Annotated in this window: 11 protein-coding genes and 2 pseudogenes; 4 read left to right on the plus strand and 9 right to left on the minus strand. The window is 66.1% G+C overall.

Annotated elements, in window-relative coordinates:
- Positions 1–33: 33 nt before the first annotated feature.
- Positions 34–1,332: a threonine ammonia-lyase gene (gene ilvA, locus OK015_RS13575; RefSeq protein ID WP_268132184.1), complete on the plus strand. Its 1,299-nt coding sequence runs from the start codon at positions 34–36 to the stop codon at positions 1,330–1,332.
- A 14-nt stretch (positions 1,333–1,346) separates the two neighbouring features.
- On the opposite strand, the gene OK015_RS13580 is transcribed toward ilvA, so the two are convergent.
- A complete protein-coding gene (locus OK015_RS13580; protein WP_268132186.1) occupies positions 1,347–1,994 on the minus strand; it encodes a pyridoxamine 5'-phosphate oxidase family protein in 648 nt (215 codons plus the stop codon).
- Positions 1,995–2,033: 39 nt separating this feature from the next.
- Here OK015_RS13580 and OK015_RS13585 point away from each other — a divergent pair, with 39 nt between their 5' ends.
- On the plus strand, positions 2,034–3,353 hold the full coding sequence (locus OK015_RS13585; RefSeq protein ID WP_268132187.1) for an aminotransferase class I/II-fold pyridoxal phosphate-dependent enzyme: 1,320 nt from the start codon (positions 2,034–2,036) through the stop codon (positions 3,351–3,353).
- A gap of 22 nt (positions 3,354–3,375) precedes the next feature.
- Here the strand turns inward: OK015_RS13585 and OK015_RS13590 are convergent, their stop codons facing one another.
- Positions 3,376–4,278, minus strand: a complete 903-nt coding sequence (locus OK015_RS13590) for a LysR family transcriptional regulator (protein ID WP_268132189.1) — start codon at positions 4,276–4,278, stop codon at positions 3,376–3,378.
- 181 nt (positions 4,279–4,459) lie between these two features.
- Between OK015_RS13590 and OK015_RS13595 the strand changes: the two genes are divergently transcribed.
- Positions 4,460–5,146, plus strand: a complete 687-nt coding sequence (locus OK015_RS13595; protein WP_268132190.1) for an SDR family NAD(P)-dependent oxidoreductase — start codon at positions 4,460–4,462, stop codon at positions 5,144–5,146.
- 35 nt (positions 5,147–5,181) lie between these two features.
- Here OK015_RS13595 and OK015_RS13600 read toward each other — a convergent pair.
- Together OK015_RS13600 and OK015_RS13605 are read right to left on the minus strand one after the other, a co-directional pair.
- Positions 5,182–5,508, minus strand: a pseudogene (locus tag OK015_RS13600) (EstA family serine hydrolase); the annotation flags it as partial.
- 347 nt (positions 5,509–5,855) lie between these two features.
- Entirely contained in the window at positions 5,856–6,647 is a 792-nt protein-coding gene (locus OK015_RS13605) for an alpha/beta hydrolase (protein WP_268132191.1), read from the minus strand.
- Between the two features lie 238 nt (positions 6,648–6,885).
- Here OK015_RS13605 and OK015_RS13610 point away from each other — a divergent pair, with 238 nt between their 5' ends.
- Positions 6,886–7,476 (plus strand): TetR/AcrR family transcriptional regulator, encoded by a 591-nt coding sequence (locus OK015_RS13610; protein ID WP_268132193.1) that lies wholly within the window; start codon positions 6,886–6,888, stop codon positions 7,474–7,476.
- Positions 7,477–7,493: 17 nt separating this feature from the next.
- Here the strand turns inward: OK015_RS13610 and treZ are convergent, their stop codons facing one another.
- The 5 genes and pseudogenes from treZ to ripD form a co-directional block, all read right to left on the minus strand.
- Positions 7,494–9,218, minus strand: coding sequence for a malto-oligosyltrehalose trehalohydrolase (gene treZ / locus OK015_RS13615; protein ID WP_268132195.1), 1,725 nt, complete (start codon positions 9,216–9,218; stop codon positions 7,494–7,496).
- Positions 9,211–11,511 carry a malto-oligosyltrehalose synthase gene (gene treY / locus OK015_RS13620; RefSeq protein WP_268132196.1) on the minus strand — a complete coding sequence of 767 codons (2,301 nt, stop codon included), beginning with the start codon at positions 11,509–11,511 and terminating at the stop codon, positions 9,211–9,213. Before treY ends, treZ begins: the two co-directional genes overlap by 8 nt.
- Positions 11,512–11,514: 3 nt before the next feature.
- Positions 11,515–13,653: a glycogen debranching protein GlgX gene (gene glgX / locus OK015_RS13625; protein WP_268132710.1), complete on the minus strand. Its 2,139-nt coding sequence runs from the start codon at positions 13,651–13,653 to the stop codon at positions 11,515–11,517.
- 112 nt (positions 13,654–13,765) lie between these two features.
- Positions 13,766–15,943 carry an acyltransferase family protein gene (locus tag OK015_RS13630; protein WP_268132197.1) on the minus strand — a complete coding sequence of 726 codons (2,178 nt, stop codon included), beginning with the start codon at positions 15,941–15,943 and terminating at the stop codon, positions 13,766–13,768.
- A gap of 372 nt (positions 15,944–16,315) precedes the next feature.
- Positions 16,316–16,993, minus strand: a pseudogene (gene ripD / locus OK015_RS13635) (NlpC/P60 family peptidoglycan-binding protein RipD); the annotation flags it as partial.
- Positions 16,994–17,151 lie beyond the last annotated feature (158 nt).

The raw sequence follows: 17,151 nt of genomic DNA on the forward strand, positions 1-17,151 counted from the left end.
CAGGTGGCGGGGGGTGCGTGGCACCATTAGTCGGTGTCCGCTGACCTGAGCCCGAGCATGTCTCCGTCGCCTCTTCTTTCCGGGGCCGACATTGACAGCGCCGCTCAGCGGATCGCCGCGGTAGTCACACCCACCCCGCTGCAATACAGCGATCGGCTATCGGCGATCACCGGTGCGCAGGTCTACCTCAAACGCGAAGACCTGCAGATCGTGCGGTCCTACAAGCTGCGCGGCGCCTACAACCTGCTGGTGCAACTGTCCGACGAGGAGATCGGCGCCGGCGTGGTGTGCTCGTCGGCGGGCAACCACGCGCAGGGGTTCGCCTACGCCTGCCGGATCCTGGGTTTGCATGGCCGCGTCTACGTGCCGGCCAAGACGCCCAAACAGAAGCGCGACCGGATCCGCTACCACGGGGGAAGCTTCATCGAGCTGATCGTGGGGGGATCGACCTACGATCTTGCCGCCGAGGCGGCGCTCGAGGACGTGAAGCGCACGGGTGCGACGCTGGTACCCCCATACGACGACCCGCGCACGATCGCCGGCCAGGGCACCATCGCCGTCGAAATGCTGGACCAGCTCGACAAGCTCGGTCTCGGGGAGCCCGACCTGGTGGTGGTCCCGGTAGGTGGTGGCGGCTGCATCGCGGGCATCACGACCTATCTGGCCGAGCGGACGACGAACACCGCGGTGCTGGGTATCGAACCGGCCGGGGCCGCGGCGATGATGGCCGCGCTGGCCGCCGGAGAGCCGGTGCCGCTGGACCATGTCGACCAGTTCGTCGACGGCGCCGCGGTGAAACGGGCCGGAACGTTGACCCACGCCGTGCTGGCCGCCGCGGGCGACATGGTCTCGATCACGGCGGTCGACGAGGGCGCGGTGTGCTCGGCGATGCTGGATCTCTATCAGAACGAGGGCATCATCGCCGAGCCCGCGGGCGCGCTGTCGGTCACCGGCCTGCTCGAAGCCGACATCGAGCCGGGATCCACCGTCGTATGCCTCATCTCGGGCGGCAACAACGACGTGTCGCGCTATGGCGAGGTGCTCGAGCGCTCCCTCGTCCATCTCGGCCTCAAGCACTACTTCCTGGTGGATTTCCCGCAAGAGCCCGGCGCGTTGCGCCGGTTCCTCGACGACGTTCTCGGCCCCAACGACGACATCACCCTGTTCGAGTACGTCAAGCGCAACAACCGGGAGACCGGTGAAGCGCTGGTCGGTATTCAGCTGGGGTCGTCAGCCGAACTGGACGACCTGCTGGCCCGGATGCGCGAGACCGAGATTCACTTCGAGACGTTGCAGCCGGGCTCGCCGGCCTACCGCTATCTGCTGTTGTAACCCGGGGCGGTTCGTCACCGCGAGTAGTGCGTCAGATAGTGCGGCGCCGGGGTAGCAGGATCGAGGTCGTCGGCTGGCACCGGTGCGCCGGCCGTCAGGCTCAGCGGAACCACTCCGGCCCAGTGCGGCAGCGTGCAATCCTCCGGGTCATCGACCGGCCCGCCGGCGCGGACCTTGGCCGAAACCTCGACCAGGTCAAGAGCGAGCACCGCGGTTGCGGCGAGCTCCCGCGCATTCGGCGCCCGGCAGTCGGCCGCACGTCCGGGCGCGATGTGGTCGAGCAGCGCGCTCAGCGCCGCCGATTTCTCCTCGGGGTCGTCGACCAAGTGCGCGTCGCCGACCACGACCACCGAGCGATAGGTCAGTGAATGATGCAGCGCCGAGCGAGCCAGCACCAGTCCGTCGACGAGGGTAGCGGTGGCGCACACGGGCAGCTGATCGTTGGCGCTCAGCATGGGCCGGCTGCCGGTGGAACCGTGCAGGTACAGGGTTTCGTCCAGGCGGGCGTGCGTCGTCGGCAACACCACCGGCCGGCCGGCGCGCAGGTAGCCCAGGTGGCAGATCAGGGCCTCGTCCAGGATGCGATGGACGGTGTCGCGGTCGTAGCGAGCGCGTTCCCGGTAGCGGGTGGGCGTCGTTCGGGAGGTGGGGCGGTAGTCCATCGGATAACCTTCAGTTTGTAATAGAACATAATATAATATGTGCCAGTGCAATACAGCATAGCGGGGACGGGCGCGGAGTCCATCGCCGCCAGCATCGAAGAAGGAATCTCGGCGGGCGCCCTGGCGCCCGGCGACGCATTGCCCCCGGTGCGGGAACTGGCCGCGCGACTCGGCGTCAACGCCAATACGGCCGCCGCGGCCTACCGCCTGCTCCGCGATCGCGGAGCCGTGGAAACCTCGGGTCGGCGCGGCACCCGGGTGCGGCACCGCCCCGCGACCAGCCCCCGCTCGCTGCTCGGGCTGGACATCCCCGCCGGAGTGCGCGATCTGTCGACCGGAAACCCGGATCCCGCGCTGCTGCCCATCGCTGTGGTACCGCAACATCGTTCGCGCCGGCGCCCGGTGCTGTACGGGGAGCCGGCCATGTCGCCGGAGTTGGTCGAACACGCCCGCGCGGCGCTGACCGCCGACGGTGTCCCGGCCGATCATCTCGCGGTAACCAGCGGGGCACTCGATGGCATCGAACGGGCGTTGACTGCGCACCTGCGCCCCGGCGACCGGGTGGCCGTCGAGGATCCGGGCTGGGCCAATCTATTGGATCTTATTGCCGCGCTGGGACTTTCGGTCGAACCAGTGCGGGTGGACGACGACGGTCCGCTGGTTGCCGACGTGGCGCGGGCGCTGGACCGCGGGGTGCGCGCACTCGTGGTCACCACGCGCGCGCAGAACCCGACCGGTGCGGCACTATCCGCGCAGCGCCGCGGCGAACTGCGTCCGTTGTTGGCCGGCCGCGACGTTCTGGTTGTCGAGGACGATCACTGCGCAGGCATTTCCGGTGCGCCGCTGCATTCGTTGGCCGGATCGAGCGGCCAGTGGGCATTCGTCCGGTCGGCGTCGAAGGCCTACGGTCCCGACCTGAGGGTCGCCGTCCTCGCCGGAGACCGGCGCACCGTCGAGCGCGTGCACGGACGACTGCGGCTCGGGCCGGGTTGGGTCAGCCATCTGTTGCAAGACCTCGCGGTGAGCCTGTGGTCCGACGAGGCCGCGGCGCGTCTGATCCACCGAGCCGAGCAGCGCTACACCCGCAACCGCACTCGGCTGCGCGCCGCCCTGGCCGACCGCGGCGTCACCGCGTACGGCCACTCGGGGCTCAACGTGTGGATCCCGGTGCCCGACGAGACGGTCGCGATCACCCGGCTGATCAACGCGGGTTGGGCCGCGGCGCCCGGGACACGATTTCGGGTCGGCACGCCGGCCGGAATCCGCGTCACCATCGCCGATATGACCGAGGCCGAGGTCGATCCGCTCGCCGGCTCGATCGCGGACGCGGTGCGCACCGCCGGCCGTAGCAGCGTCTAGTGCGGACAGCGCGACGTCAGATTCATTGGGCCTGCCCAGTTTCGGGATGTCCCGTGAGTTCGTCGAGCCGCGATACGAAAAGTTTCAGCAGTGGCGAGGTGTTCGTTCTGCTGTAGCCGACGGCTACATCGATCGTCGGTGGCGTGCCTACCAGTGGGCGGCTGACGACGGAGCGCGGCAGCAATCCCTTGGCGAGAGCGGGCATCAGGGCCAGCCCACCGGTCGACACGACCAGCGATAGGGTCATCGCCATATTGTCCACCTCGTGATCCGGTTTGATATCGACGTCGGAGCGACGCAGGTAGTCGTCGGTGACGGCGCGCAGCACATTGGCCTTATGGGAAGCGCCGATGAAGATCTCGCCGACGAAATCTTGTGGAGACACCGCCTCGCACGCGGTGAGGCGATGGTCCCTTGGCATGAGGACGATCAGCGGCTCGTGATCCACCACGTGGTACCCGAGGTCGTAGCCCGGCTCCACGCGCATGAAGGCTAAGTCCAGCCGCCCGCGGGTGAGGGCTTGGGCGAGGTTTGGTGAAAGGTCACTGGTGACCACGATCTGGATGTTCGGCAGTTGGTCGCGCAGCAGATGCGTCGCCCGCGGTAGCCAGTTCATTTCGTGCCCGGTTTGAAAGCCTATGTCGAAGGTCTTCCTGGCTGGCCGTGCCGCTCTGAGCGCCGCTTCGACGGTGGCATCGACCTGCATCAGCGCGAGTCGGGCGTGATGCAGGAACGCCTTTCCCGCATCGGTTAGTTCCACACCGCGAACGCTTCGGTTCAGCAGGTCCACGCCGACCTGGCTTTCGAGATCGCGGATCTGCCGGCTCAATGACGGCTGGGAAGTATGTAGCCGTCCCTGCGCGGCCTCCGTGAGACTGCCCGTCTCCGCGACGGCAATGAAATATCGCAGGTGCCGCAACTCCATCGAAAGCCATGCCTTTCAGATATGTCCCCAGCCCCGGAAAGCCTTTTTCAATCTAGCGGTAAGCGCTTAGCTTCATGTCATACCGGCATGGCATGTCCACAGACTCCGCCTAAAGGAAAAGATGACTCAACAGGTTGTTCTCATTACCGGCGCCCTCACCGGCATCGGCCGTGCGACCGCGGTGGCCTTTGCGAACAAAGGCGCCAGGGTCGTCGTGTCCGGCCGACACGACGACGAGGGCCAGGCCCTTGTCGCGGAGCTGCGAGCGCTGGGCGCCGACGCGGAGTTCGTTCGTGCTGACGTCACGAAGGAGGACGACGTCCGCAACCTCGTCGACAAAGCGGTCGGGAGATTCGGCCGTCTGGACGTTGCCGTGAACAATGCCGGTGTCGAGGGCGAGACGGGCGTCATCCAGGACACCACCGTGGAAAACTTCAGAGCCGTTCACGACACGAACGTCCTCGGAGTCCTGCTGAGCATGAAGCACGAACTGCGTGCAATGGCCACTCAAGGCAGCGGCAGCATCGTCAACATCGCCTCGACCTACGGGCACAAGGCGGCCGCCGGTGCATCGATTTATGTCAGCAGCAAATTCGCGGTGGAAGGTCTCACGAAGACGGCCGCGCTAGAGCAGGGGAATTCAGGCATTCGGGTAAACGCCGTCGGCCCAGGCCCGACGGACACCGTGATGCTCGACCGCTTCACCGGTTCAGCGGAAGGCAACGATGCGCTGATAGGGACGGTTCCGATGCGTCGTAGGGGAACCCCTCAGGAACTTGCCAACGCCATCGTGTTCATCTCGTCCCCAGAAGCGTCCTACATTTCCGGCACGGTGTTCGAAGTGGACGGCGGCATGTCGGCGACGTGATCAACCCGCCGACGCGCTGCGCGGCCGCACGTGGGTCAGGTTTGCGGCCGAGTCCCCAGGGTCTCGTGGAATAGCGCGTTGCGCAGTGCGAGTTCTCTCGGATCGCTGACCAGGTGGAAACCCAGCCTGTTCATCACGTAGCCGTCACCGATGCCGGTGTCTGGATCGGCGAACCCGAACGAGCCGCCCGCTCCCGGTGTCCCAAAGGCGTTGTCGGACGAGCCGAACATGCACAGCGCGATGGGTTTGTTGAATCCCAGCGAAAACGTCGTGTCAACGTGTAACACCTTGTCGCGCAACCCTTCTGTCGGTGGCCGCGCGGGCTTGTGCAGGGCGTCGAGGGTAGCGGCGGTCAACCCGAGCTATCCCCGCGGCGAACAGGAGTGACGGCGCCGCCAGGTCGAACGGGTTGAACAAGGCCAGCACAAACCGCGACGGCATGGTGTTGAGATGCAGCAGCAGTTGAGGAAAGGACCAGGCATTCAGGCAATGCCTTTGGTGGTCGAGAACACGTTGACCAGGGTGTCCTGTTCGAAACCCACCTCGGCCATCGGCTCCGGCGGTACGCCTCGGACGGTCGGCTCGGTGTTGTCGAACCCGTTGCGTCCGGATCGATGCCGATCGGCGTCGCCGATCCGCAGACGCCTGCGGTCAGCCGGTTGGGGGACTAGACAACACTTGTCTTTCGTACGGGCGAGCGGGCGCGGCCTCAGAGCCCTTGCTGTCCCAGCCAGGATTTGATCCGTTCCGCAACATCCGCCCATCCGGGTTCGATCATCAGCTCGTGTCCCATGCCGGGCATGAAGACGGGTTCTGTGTGATAGGCCTTGGCGGTCCGGCGCACGTCGTTCTGGTTGTATATCCAATCCTTTTCGCCACCGATGACAAGCACGGGTGTGCTGACTTTTTTTGTCCGCACCAGATTGCCGGCCACCATGTCGAAGAAGATCGCGCGATCGCTATCGGATTGAAGCCGCGCTGCGAAGGCGGCAGCGAGATCGTCGTCGGCCTTGTCGCCGAAAAAGAGTTCCCGGGCGCCCGCCGGTGAGGACCCGTACAAGTGAGCGGGCTTGCCGGTAAGCGAGAACTTGGTGCAGCGCCAGGGATGCCGGGCTATCGACCGAAGCAGTGAACGCATCTGCCCTCGCGGTGGTGCCGACCCCATGAGTACGGCGGCGGGCACCTCGCGGTCCTCGAGGTACTTTTGCACCAGGAATCCGCCCATCGAATGCCCAACCATCACCGGCGTTGCGGGAAGCTTGTCCGCCACGGACGCCACGTCGCTCAGGTAGTGCGAAACCGACCAAATCCGTGACGGTTTGGCCGGCGCGCTCGCGCCGTGACCGCGCATGCTCAGCGCCACCGTGCGAAATCCTTGTTCGGCAAAGAAATCGAGAAAGTTTATATCCCAGCACCACCCGGCCTGCCACGCGCCGTGCACGAAGAGTAGCGGAGCTGGATGCTGTTGGGTGACTTCCCCTTTGTCGATTACTTCGAGCATCAGAATTCTCTTCCGTGGGTAGGAGTGGACGGCCAACCCGGTGGGCCAAGTCGGCTCACCGCAATGCGGCACCCCAGCGCACCTGCCGGCGTAGGTGGCTCGTGAGCAAGGGCGCTGATTCGTTTGAGATTTGGGAAACGACGGTGATGTCTGGCTTCGAGACGTCTATGCTGTATACATTGCTTACATTAGGGCGCAGTGTAAACAATGTCTACATTTGAGGTTTGTGATCTAGCTCATGTCGAATTCTCGCTACCACCACGGGGACCTGGCGGCCGCTTGCGTGCATGCGGCGATGGAGCTACTCGAAGAAGATGGCGGCACCGCGGGTCTTTCCCTTCGTGCGGTGGCGCGCCGCGCTGGCGTATCTCCCGGAGCGCCCTATCGCCACTACGCGGATCGGGACGCCCTCATCTCTGCCGTCGCGGCCGTCGGGTACCGCGAGCTGGCCGGTTGCATGGCCGCCGCTAATGCCGCCCCCACGACTCCGGACGACCTCGTGGCGATCGGAATAGCGTACGTCGAATTCGCCATCCGCCGTCCCGCGTTATTTCACACGATGTTCGGAGGGCCCTGCGACCGGGACAACCACGATCGACTTGCTGCTACGAGCGCCCTCAGGGAACTCGTGAGTGGCGGTGTCCGGGCAGCATTCCCCGACTCTGACGTCGAGGCGATGTCCAACGCGGTCTGGGGCCTCGTGCACGGCCTCGCATTCCTGCATCTTGACGGCAAATTCGATACCTCAGATCCTGTCGCGGTGACGGACCGGGTAGGTGCGGCGGTCCGTGCCATTCTCACTGCCTCCCATGACCGGTCCTGGACCTGAGCGACGCCAGGCCGCGTTCACCCGTGGCGCAGGATCGCCACCGAATGGCCCTCCAGCACTGTGTCGTCACCGCTGGCAGTCGGGTCGCCCCAGGCGAGGACGACGTCGCCCGCGACCGGCACCGTCACGGATTCGGCGCCGAGGTTGCAGACGATGCGTAACTGTCCGCGGGACAGCATGATCCAGCGCAGTTCCTCGTCGTAGTCGATCGCGAGGTGCTCGAGCCAGGGGTCGGCCACGTCGGGGTCGTTGTGCCGCAAGGCGATCAGGTCGCGATAGAAACTGAGCAGTCGCGCGTGCTCCGCGGCGTCGACCTCGGCCCAATTCAGCTTGGAGCGCTGGAATGTCTGGGGATCCTGCGGGTCGGGGATGTCGTCGGCATCCCAGCCGTGCCCGGCGAACTCGGCTTTACGGCCCTCCGCCGTGGCCCGGGCCAGCTCGGGTTCGGGATGCGAGCTGAAAAACTGAAACGGTGTCGATGCCCCCCACTCCTCACCCATGAAAAGCATTGCGGTGTAGGGAGACCCGAGAACCAGAGCGGCCTTGATCGCCAGCTGCCCGCCGGTCAGATTCTGCGACGGCCGGTCGCCGAGCGCACGGTTACCGACCTGGTCGTGTGTACAGGTGTAGGCGAGCAGCCGGCTGGCCGGGATGGCCTTGGTGTCCAGCGGTCGCCCGTGCCGGCGCCGGCGAAACGACGAATAGGTGCCGGCATGGAAGAAGCCGCGGCGCAGGGTATCCGCCAGTGTGGCCAGCGAACCGAAGTCGGCGTAATAGCCCTGCCGCTCGCCGGACACCGCCGTGTGGATGGCGTGATGGATATCGTCGTCCCATTGCGCGGTGATCCCGTAGCCGTAGTGGCCGCGCGGGGTGATCAGCCGCGGGTCATTGAGATCGCTTTCGGCGACCAGTGCCAACGGACGACCCACTTGTTGTGACAGCCAATCGGTTTCGGTGGCCATCTCCTCGAGAATGTGCACGGCTGTGATATCCACCAGCGCATGTACCGCGTCCAGCCGCAGCCCGTCGGCGTGAAAGTCACGCATCCAGCGCAGCGCGCAGCCGATGATGTAACGGCGCACCTCGTCGGAGTCGGCGTCGGCGATGTTGACGCCCTCGCCCCACGGGTTACTCGCCGACGACAGGTAGGGGCCGAACCGCGGCAGGTAGTTTCCCGACGGGCCGAAATGGTTGAACACCGCGTCGATCAACACGCCCAAACCCCTTGCGTGGCATGCGTCGACGAACCGGACCAAGCCGTCGGGGCCGCCATAGGGTTCGTGCACGCTGTACCACAGCACGCCGTCGTATCCCCAGCCGTGGCTTCCGGCGAAGGAGTTGATCGGCATCAGCTCGACGAAGTCGATCCCGAGATCGACCAGGTAGTCCAGCTTTTCGATCGCGGCGTCGAAGGTTCCCTCGCCGGTGAAGGTGCCAACGTGTAGCTCGTAGATCACCGCGCCTTCGACCGACCGGCCAGCCCACTCACTGTCGGTCCAGCTGGCGTTCGACGGATCCCACAATTGCGAACGGGCATGCACCCCATCGGGTTGACGGGGTGAGCGCGGATCGGGCAGCACGGTCGGGTCGTCGTCGAGCAGGTAGCCGTAGCGGGCGTCTCGGGCTGCGTCGACAACTCCGTGCCACCAGCCGTCTTGTCCGCGTGTCATCGCGTGCACCGCGCCGTCGACGTCGAGGCGGACCACGGCGGGTTTGGGTGCCCAGACCCGGAATTCAGCCATTGCTTCTCTCCAATAACACGACCGGGAGGTCGGCGAACAATTCGGCGGTCGATGTCGGCCCGTTCGCCATCGCCCCGGTGAGTGTGTCGGACCAGGAACCCTCGGGTAGCGGCAGCACGGTGTTGCCCCAACCTTTTTCGGCCAGCCGCACCGTCCAGCGGGTGACCGCCACCAGCACATCGTCGCCGCGCCGGAACGCCACGACATGTTCACTGGCTTCACCGCTGGCCAGCACCGGAACGTAACCGCCGCGCAGAAAGGTGTCCGGACGCGAGCGCCGCAGCCGCAGCGCCGTGGTGACGACACGGAGCTTCGGGTGTTGTAACTCGCCGAGAGCGGCGCTGCGCGCGGCATAGTCGACGGGCCGGCGGTTGTCCGGGTCGACCAAGCTGTCGTCCCAGAGCTCGGTGCCCTGGTAGATGTCGGGAATACCGGGGACGGTCAGCGCGAGCAGCTTCTGACCCAGCGCGTCGCTGGCGGCATGTGGGTTGAGTTGGGCGACAAGCTCGGTCAGCTGACCGGCAACCGGGCCGTCCAGCACGGTGTCCAGCCAGCGATGGACCGCCTCCTCGAACGCGGTGTCGGGGTCGTTCCACGAGGTGTGCAATGCGGCTTCCCGGATGGCCTTCTCCGCATACCCGTGCAGCCGGTCGCGCAACGGGCCGGTGACCTCGCCGCCGAGCGGCCACACGCCGAAGATGTTCTGCCACAAGAACTGTCCGGTCACGGCATCGGGGGAGGGCGCCCTGCTTTCCCAGCGGGAGAGGAACTCCGTCCACAGGGAGGGCACCTGGGACAGCACGCCGATCCGGGCGCGCACGTCCTCGCCGCGTTTGGTGTCGTGGGTGGACAGCGTGCTCATCGCCTGCGGCCACAGCCGCGCGCGGGTGGCGGCGCTGTGGTGAAACTCCGCGGCGCCGACGCCGAACCGGTGCGGTTCGCCGCCCACCTCGTTGAGTGAAACCAGCCGGGCGTCGCGGTAGAACAGACAGTCTTCAACGGCCTTGGCGGTCACCGCACCACACAGTTGTTGTAGGCGTGCGGCGGGCTCGCCGCCGTGCGCCAGCGCCGCGGCGAGCACTTGCAGCGCCGGGCCGAATTCGGGTCGTGCGACCTCGGTTTCGGCGAGCGCGCTGGGCAGGATCGCGGCCAGTCCGTGATAGTCGGTGCGGTAGACGTCGATGTGGCTGAGCAGTGCGGCCACCGCCTCGGGCAGCAGCGGATCGTCGGCACCGGCGGTCGCCGCGATGGTCCGTCGCAGCCTGGCCAGCTCGCTGGCGAGGGTGTCGGTGGCCACCTGAACCTTGAGGTCCGCCAACAGCTGTGGGATGCCGCGGTAGTCCACACCCGCCGACTCGACGAGTTCGGTCAGCGCCGGGGCTCCGGCCGGGTCGACGAATACTCCGCCCAGTTCCCGCAATACCTCGTAGCCGGTGGTGCCCTCAATCGGCAACGTCGGCTCCAGCGCCTCGTCGACGGCCAGGATCTTCTCGATGACTATCCACGCGGTGGGGCCGAGCAACTCGCGCAGCCAGGCCAAATACCCGCTGGGGTCGGACAATCCGTCGGGGTGGTCGATGCGCACCCCGTCGACAAGTCCTTCGCGGAACCAGCGGGCGATCTCCGCGTGGTTGGCGTCGAACACCGCGCGATCCTCCTGACGCAGCCCGGCCAGCGAGGTGATCGAGAAAAAGCGGCGGTAGCCGACGACTCCGCTGCGCCAGCCCACCAACCGGTAGTGCTGGCGTTCGTGCACCTCCGGGCCGCTGCCATCGCCGGTGCCGGGAGCGATCGGTAGCGCCAGATCGCCCAGCCGTAGCAGGTCGCCGTGCACTTCGAGGTCGGCGACGTCATCGTCGGAGCCCAGCACCGGCAGCACGATCCGGCCCTGCCGGTCGAGATCCCAGTCGATATCGAAATACGTTGCGTAGGTCGATGATCGACCGTGCCGCAACACGTCCCACCACCACGGATTCTGCTGAGGCGCATCGACCCCGACGTGGTTGGGCACGATGTCGACGATCAGCCCCATGCCGCGTCCCCGGGCCGCCGCCGACAGCCGCGCCAGACCTTCGGCGCCACCAAGTTCCGGCGACACCGTCGTCGGGTCGGTGACGTCGTATCCGTGGGTCGAGCCGCTGACCGCGGTCAGGATCGGCGACAGGTACAGATGTGACACCCCGAGCTCATCGAGATAGTCCAGCAGATTTTCGGCGTCGGCGAAGGTGAAGGCACTGCCGCTGGCTGGTCCACGCAACTGTAATCGGTAGGTGGACAGCACCGGAAAACCCATAGGTCAGCCGGTCTTTCGTAGGATCAGCACCGAGCAGCCCGGAATAATCACCTTTTCCTCGGCGGCCACCACGCGGTCGGCCTCCCCGGCCGGGTGGTTGGTATCGATCTCCACGGTCCACTCCCGCGCATAGTCGTCGTGCGGCGTGACGAACTCCACCTCGCGCTTGTGGGCGTTGAAACACAACAGGAATGAATCGTCGACCACGCGTTCGCCCCGCGCATTGGGTGCGGTGATCGCGTCACCGTTGAGAAACACCGCAACGCACTTGTCCAGGCCCTGGTTCCAATCGTCGTGCGTCATCTCCCTGCCGGTCGCCGTCAGCCAGGCGATGTCGCGCACTTCGTCACCGCTGCGGATCGGCTCGCCGTCGAAGAATCTGCGCCGGCGAAACACCGGATGTTTCTTGCGCAGTGTGGTCGCCCTACGGGCGAAGGCCAGCAGGTCGGCGTTCTTGTCCACCAAAGACCAGTCGATCCAAGATAATTCGGAGTCCTGGCAGTAGGCGTTGTTGTTGCCCTGCTGGGTGCGCCCGAGCTCGTCGCCGTGCGCGACCATCGGCGTGCCCTGGCTGACCATCAGGGTGGCCCAGAAGTTGCGGATTTGGCGGCAGCGCAGCTCGGCGATTTCGGGATCGTCGGTGGGACCTTCGACGCCGCAGTTCCACGACCGGTTGTGGCTTTCCCCGTCCCGGTTGTCCTCGCCGTTGGCCTCGTTGTGCTTCTCGTTGTAAGAGACCAGGTCGGTGAGGGTGAAGCCGTCGTGCGCGGTGACGAAGTTGATGCTGGCGCTCGGCCGCCGGCTACTCGCCGCATACAGGTCCGACGACCCGGTCAGCCGGGAAGCGAACTCGCCCAGGGTTGCGGGCTCGCCCCGCCAGTAGTCGCGCACAGTATCGCGATACTTCCCGTTCCACTCGGTCCACAAACCCGGGAAGTTGCCGACTTGGTAACCGCCCTCACCGACATCCCACGGTTCGGCGATCAATTTGACCTGGCTGACGATCGGATCCTGTTGCACCAGATCGAAGAATGCGCTCAAGCGGTCCACGTCGTGCAGCTCGCGGGCCAGGGTGGCGGCCAGGTCGAAGCGGAACCCGTCGACGTGCATTTCGGTCACCCAGTAGCGCAGCGAGTCCATGATCAGCTGCAAGACGTGCGGGTGGCGCGGGTTGAGGCTGTTGCCGGTGCCGGTGTAGTCCTTGTACAACCGCAGATCGGTGTCGAGGAGCCGGTAGTAGGCGCTGTTGTCGATGCCCCGGAAGTTGATCGTCGGCCCCAAGTGGTTGCCTTCGGCGGTGTGGTTGTAGACGACGTCGAGTATGACCTCGATGCCTGCTTCGTGCAGGCTGCGCACCATCATCTTGAATTCGGCGACCGCGCCGCCCGCCTGTCGATTCGATGCGTACTGGTAGTGCGGGGCGAAGTACCCGAATGTGTTGTAGCCCCAGTAGTTTCGCAACCCGAGGTTGAGCAGCCGTTCGTCGTGCATGAACTGGTGGACCGGCATCAGTTCCAGCGCGGTGACATTGAGTGACTTGAGGTGATCGATGATCACGGGATGGGCCAGCGCGGCATAGCTGCCCCTTAGGCCCTCTGGGATGCCGGGGTGGGTTTTGGTCAGGCCCTTGACGTGCGCCTCGTAGATCACCGTCTCGTGATACGGGGTCAGCGGCGCGCGATCGAAGGCCCAGTCGAAGAAGGGGTTGATCACCACGCTGGTCATGGTGTGGCCCAGGGAATCGATCATCGGGGGAGTGCCGGTGATCGTGGTGTCGCCGTTCGGATCGATGGCCTTCAGGTCATAGGAGAACAACGCCTGGCCGAAGGTGAAATCGCCGTCGAACGACTTCCCGTACGGGTCAAGCAGTAGCTTGCTCGGGTCGCACCGGTGTCCGGCCGCCGGATCGAACGGGCCGTGCACCCGAAATCCATAGCGCTGACCGGGTGTGATGTTCGGCAGATAGGCGTGCCACACGTAGCCGTCGACCTCGTCGAGCGGGATCCGCGATTCGCTGCCGCGCTCGTCGATCAGGCATAAGTCGACCTTTTCGGCGATCTCGGAGAACAGCGAAAAGTTAGTGCCCGCGCCGTCATAGGTGGCGCCGAGGGGATAGGCGCCCCCTGGCCAAACGGTGGGCAGCGTGGGTGTGACCTCGTCCGGTGTTGCAGCACCCGAAGCTGCGGCCGGTCCGGAAGTCGGCTTGGTTGATGGCACCACTCGACCTTATCCGCGGCGGACTGTCCTGTCCGAGCTACCACCAGCCGGTGGCAGCCGCGATCTGAAGGCCGAGCTCGTGGGCCATGGTCCGCATGTAGGTGGGTGTCAGGTGATGTGCGCCGTGGTATATGAGCACGTTTCCTTCGACCGGACGACAGACGTCGGTGCGGCAGATGGCATCTGACATGTCGAGCACCTTGAGCAGCGGGAACTGCTCGACGAAGTCGAGGGTTTGATTGCGCTCGGACAGCACATCGGAGCGCTTGATCGCGCACGACGTCGCATTGCCGCCCTTCTTGGCCAGGCAGTCCGCCGGATCGAACGGTTGGCCGTTCTTGACCAGCCAGGGCGTGTCGCGCATGCCAAGGATCGGAATGTTGTTGTCGGACAATGTCTGCCAGATCCCGATGTAGGTCGCCGGCATCACGTCACCGCTCTTGATGTTCCAGGGTCGGGTCGTGGTGGTGAACACGTAATCGGGCCGGTCGGCGACCAGTTTGTCCATCGTCCGTTGCACCCACTCGCGGCACTGCGGGTAGGGAGCGTTGTTGCCCATGATCAGCGGGACCTGCTCGGTGGACAACGGGCAGCCCATTTTGAGATATGTCACAACTTTGAAGTGATGTGCGTGGCCGAGCACGTCCAGTGCCGGCAGCCAATGTTCGGCGTGGGACCCGCCGGCCAGTGCGATGGTGCGGGTCGCGGCGAGGTCGCCGTAGACGCAATTCACCACCGCCGGGTTGACGAAGTCACTGATGCAGCCGTCCCGTGTGGAGACGGGCAGGTCGTTCTTGACTTCCAGGACGCTGGGCCGCATCGGCAGTGTCGGCACCCGCACGTGTTCGGTCAGGGCGCGGGCGCCGGGATAGTCCTGCGGATTGAGCACGGACAGTTCCTTGCCCGCGGCCCGCAACACGGTCACGTGCTGACGCCAGGTGAACGAGGTCGCGGTCAGGGTGACGCCCAGCAGCACGACCGACGTTCCCAGGGCCATTGTGGGGCGGCGCAACCGAGACCACCAGGGCGTCGCCGGGGCGACCAGCGACGGTGCGGATCCCTGCGGCGCCCGGTAGCGCAGTGGATCCTCGACGAGCTGGGTGGTCAGGTACCCGAGCACCCCGGCGACCAGCAGCACCGCCATGCCTTCGACAAAGTTGGCGTGCTTGTTGCCGGTGTAAGACAGCCAGAAGATGAGCAGCGGCCAGTGCCACAGGTACAGCGAGTAGGCGATGGCGCCCAGCTCGAGCAGCGGCCGGGTGGCCAGCAGCCGATTTGGCAGCGGCATGCGGCCGCTGGTGCGGGGATCGCCTTGCAGGTTGGCCCCGGCGAGGATCATCAGCATCGTGGCCCCGACCGGTACCAGGGCCCACGGGCCCGGAAATTCGTCGACGCCGTCGATCAGGGCCCCGCAGGACACGATTGCCGCCAGCGCGACGGACGCGACCGCGGTGCGCAGCCACATCGGCCACCGGACATCGGCCACCACCGCACCGACGAGAGCGCCGAGCAGCAACTCCCAGGCCCGGGCGAAGCTGTCGTAATAGGCGATCGACTGGTCATCGGAGTGAGCGAAGATCGCGTAGACGAAGGAAGCCAGCGTCAGGGCGCTCAGCAGCACGACGAACACGGTGCGCAGCTGGGCCTTGAGCGGGCGCCGCAACAGGACGGCGCACCCGGCCACCAGGAGCAGGAACGTGACGTAGAACTGCCCCTGCACCGACATGGACCAGATGTGCTGCAACGGGCTGACGGCCTCGCCCGCCCGCAGATAGTCCGACGCGGTGTTCGCCAGCTCCCAGTTCTGGTAGTAGCCGAGGCTGGCCAGGCTCTGGTCGGCGAAGGTCTCCCAACGGGTTTGTGGCTGCACCAGAATTGTGAGCACTGCACACGCCGCCAGCACCACAACCAGAGCGGGCACCAGACGGCGGACCAGCCGGGTCACTTCCGCAACGGGTGATAGCGAGACGGCCGGGTTCAGCGCGGCGCGCAGAATCTTGCCGCCGAAGAAGAACCCGGACAACGCCAGAAACACGTCCACACCGCCGGAAACCCGGCCAAACCAGATGTGGAACACGGCGACGAGCGCGATCGCGACGCCCCGCACGCCGTCGAGGTCGTAACGATAGAACCCCTCGGACCCTGCGGCGGGCGCCGCGATTGCGCCCGGGTTCGCCGTGGCGGCCGGTCGCGGAGGCGGTGACGAGGTTTGCATGGTCACCGTTAATTTACCCAAAACCGCCACTTGTTCCTGCGCGCTCGCCTTCCGGCGATGCTGCTCAGCGGAGCAAGTGGCGGTGCGGGAAGGCCGCGAAACCTACCGCGTGGCACCCGGAGGCGCCGGCTGCAACAGCGCCTGCAGGTTCGGCAGTTGCGGCATGGGGGCCGGCTGCGCCGGAGCCAGCTGCTGCACTGGCGCTTGCTGGGCCGGCAGTTGCTGCGGCGGGGTCTGCTGCAGGGGGGTTTGCTGCGTGGGCAGCTGCAGCGGGGCCTGTTGCGTCGGCGGTTGCTGCAGCGGGGCTTGCTGCGCGGGCGTCTGGCCCGGGACCTGTTGTACCGGTGCCTGTTGCAGCGGGGCTTGCTGCGCGGGCGTCTGGCCCGGGACCTGTTGTACCGGTGCCTGTTGCAGCGGGGCTTGCTGCGCGGGTGTCTGGCCGGGGACCTGTTGTACCGGTGCTTGTTGCAGCGGGGCTTGCTGCGCGGGTGTCTGGCCCGGGACCTGTTGGCCCGGGACCTGCTGCACCGGTGCCTGCTGCAGCGGCGTCTGGGCGCCGAGAACCCGGACCAGGTACGGCGTCATACCGTTGGCGCGCACCGGCGACACCTGGACGACGTCGCCCACCTCGAGCATCTGGTTGTTGCCGAGGTACATCGCGACGCTTTGCGTGCCTTCGGGACCGTAGAAGATCAGGTCGCCCTTCTGCGCTTGCTGGGGCGGGATCTTCTGGCCGACCCGGTAGATCGCGCCCGACGAACGCGGCAGCTTGATCCCGGCGCCGGCGTAGGCGTACTGCATCAGGCCCGAGGCGTCGTAGCCGATGGTGTTGATGCCGGGGCCGGTGCCGCGCGTGGGGCCGTTGATACCGCCGCCGGCCCACGAGAACGGCACGCCGCGCTGCGACAGACCGCGCATGACGACGATGTCGGTGGCCTGCTGGTAGTCCGTCGACCGGACGCCGGGGTCGGCGGCGGCGATTGCCGTGCCGGCCGCCAGCGGGGCCGCCAGTATGGCGAGGCCGATGGCTAACGAGTAGATGCGCTTCATTGGAGTTCCAGCCTTCCTGAACTCTGTCGGGTTGACTCGCGACGACCCCCGGAGTGGGGATCGAATGCCGCCTCCTTGCGGGAGCGTGAATCACTCGGTTCACCCGTTGAGTCACACCAGTCACTACAGACACTTTTACAACAGAAGATGCACCGCGA

Source organism: Mycobacterium sp. Aquia_216 (assembly GCF_026723865.1).
Taxonomy (GTDB): Bacteria; Actinomycetota; Actinomycetes; order Mycobacteriales; family Mycobacteriaceae; genus Mycobacterium.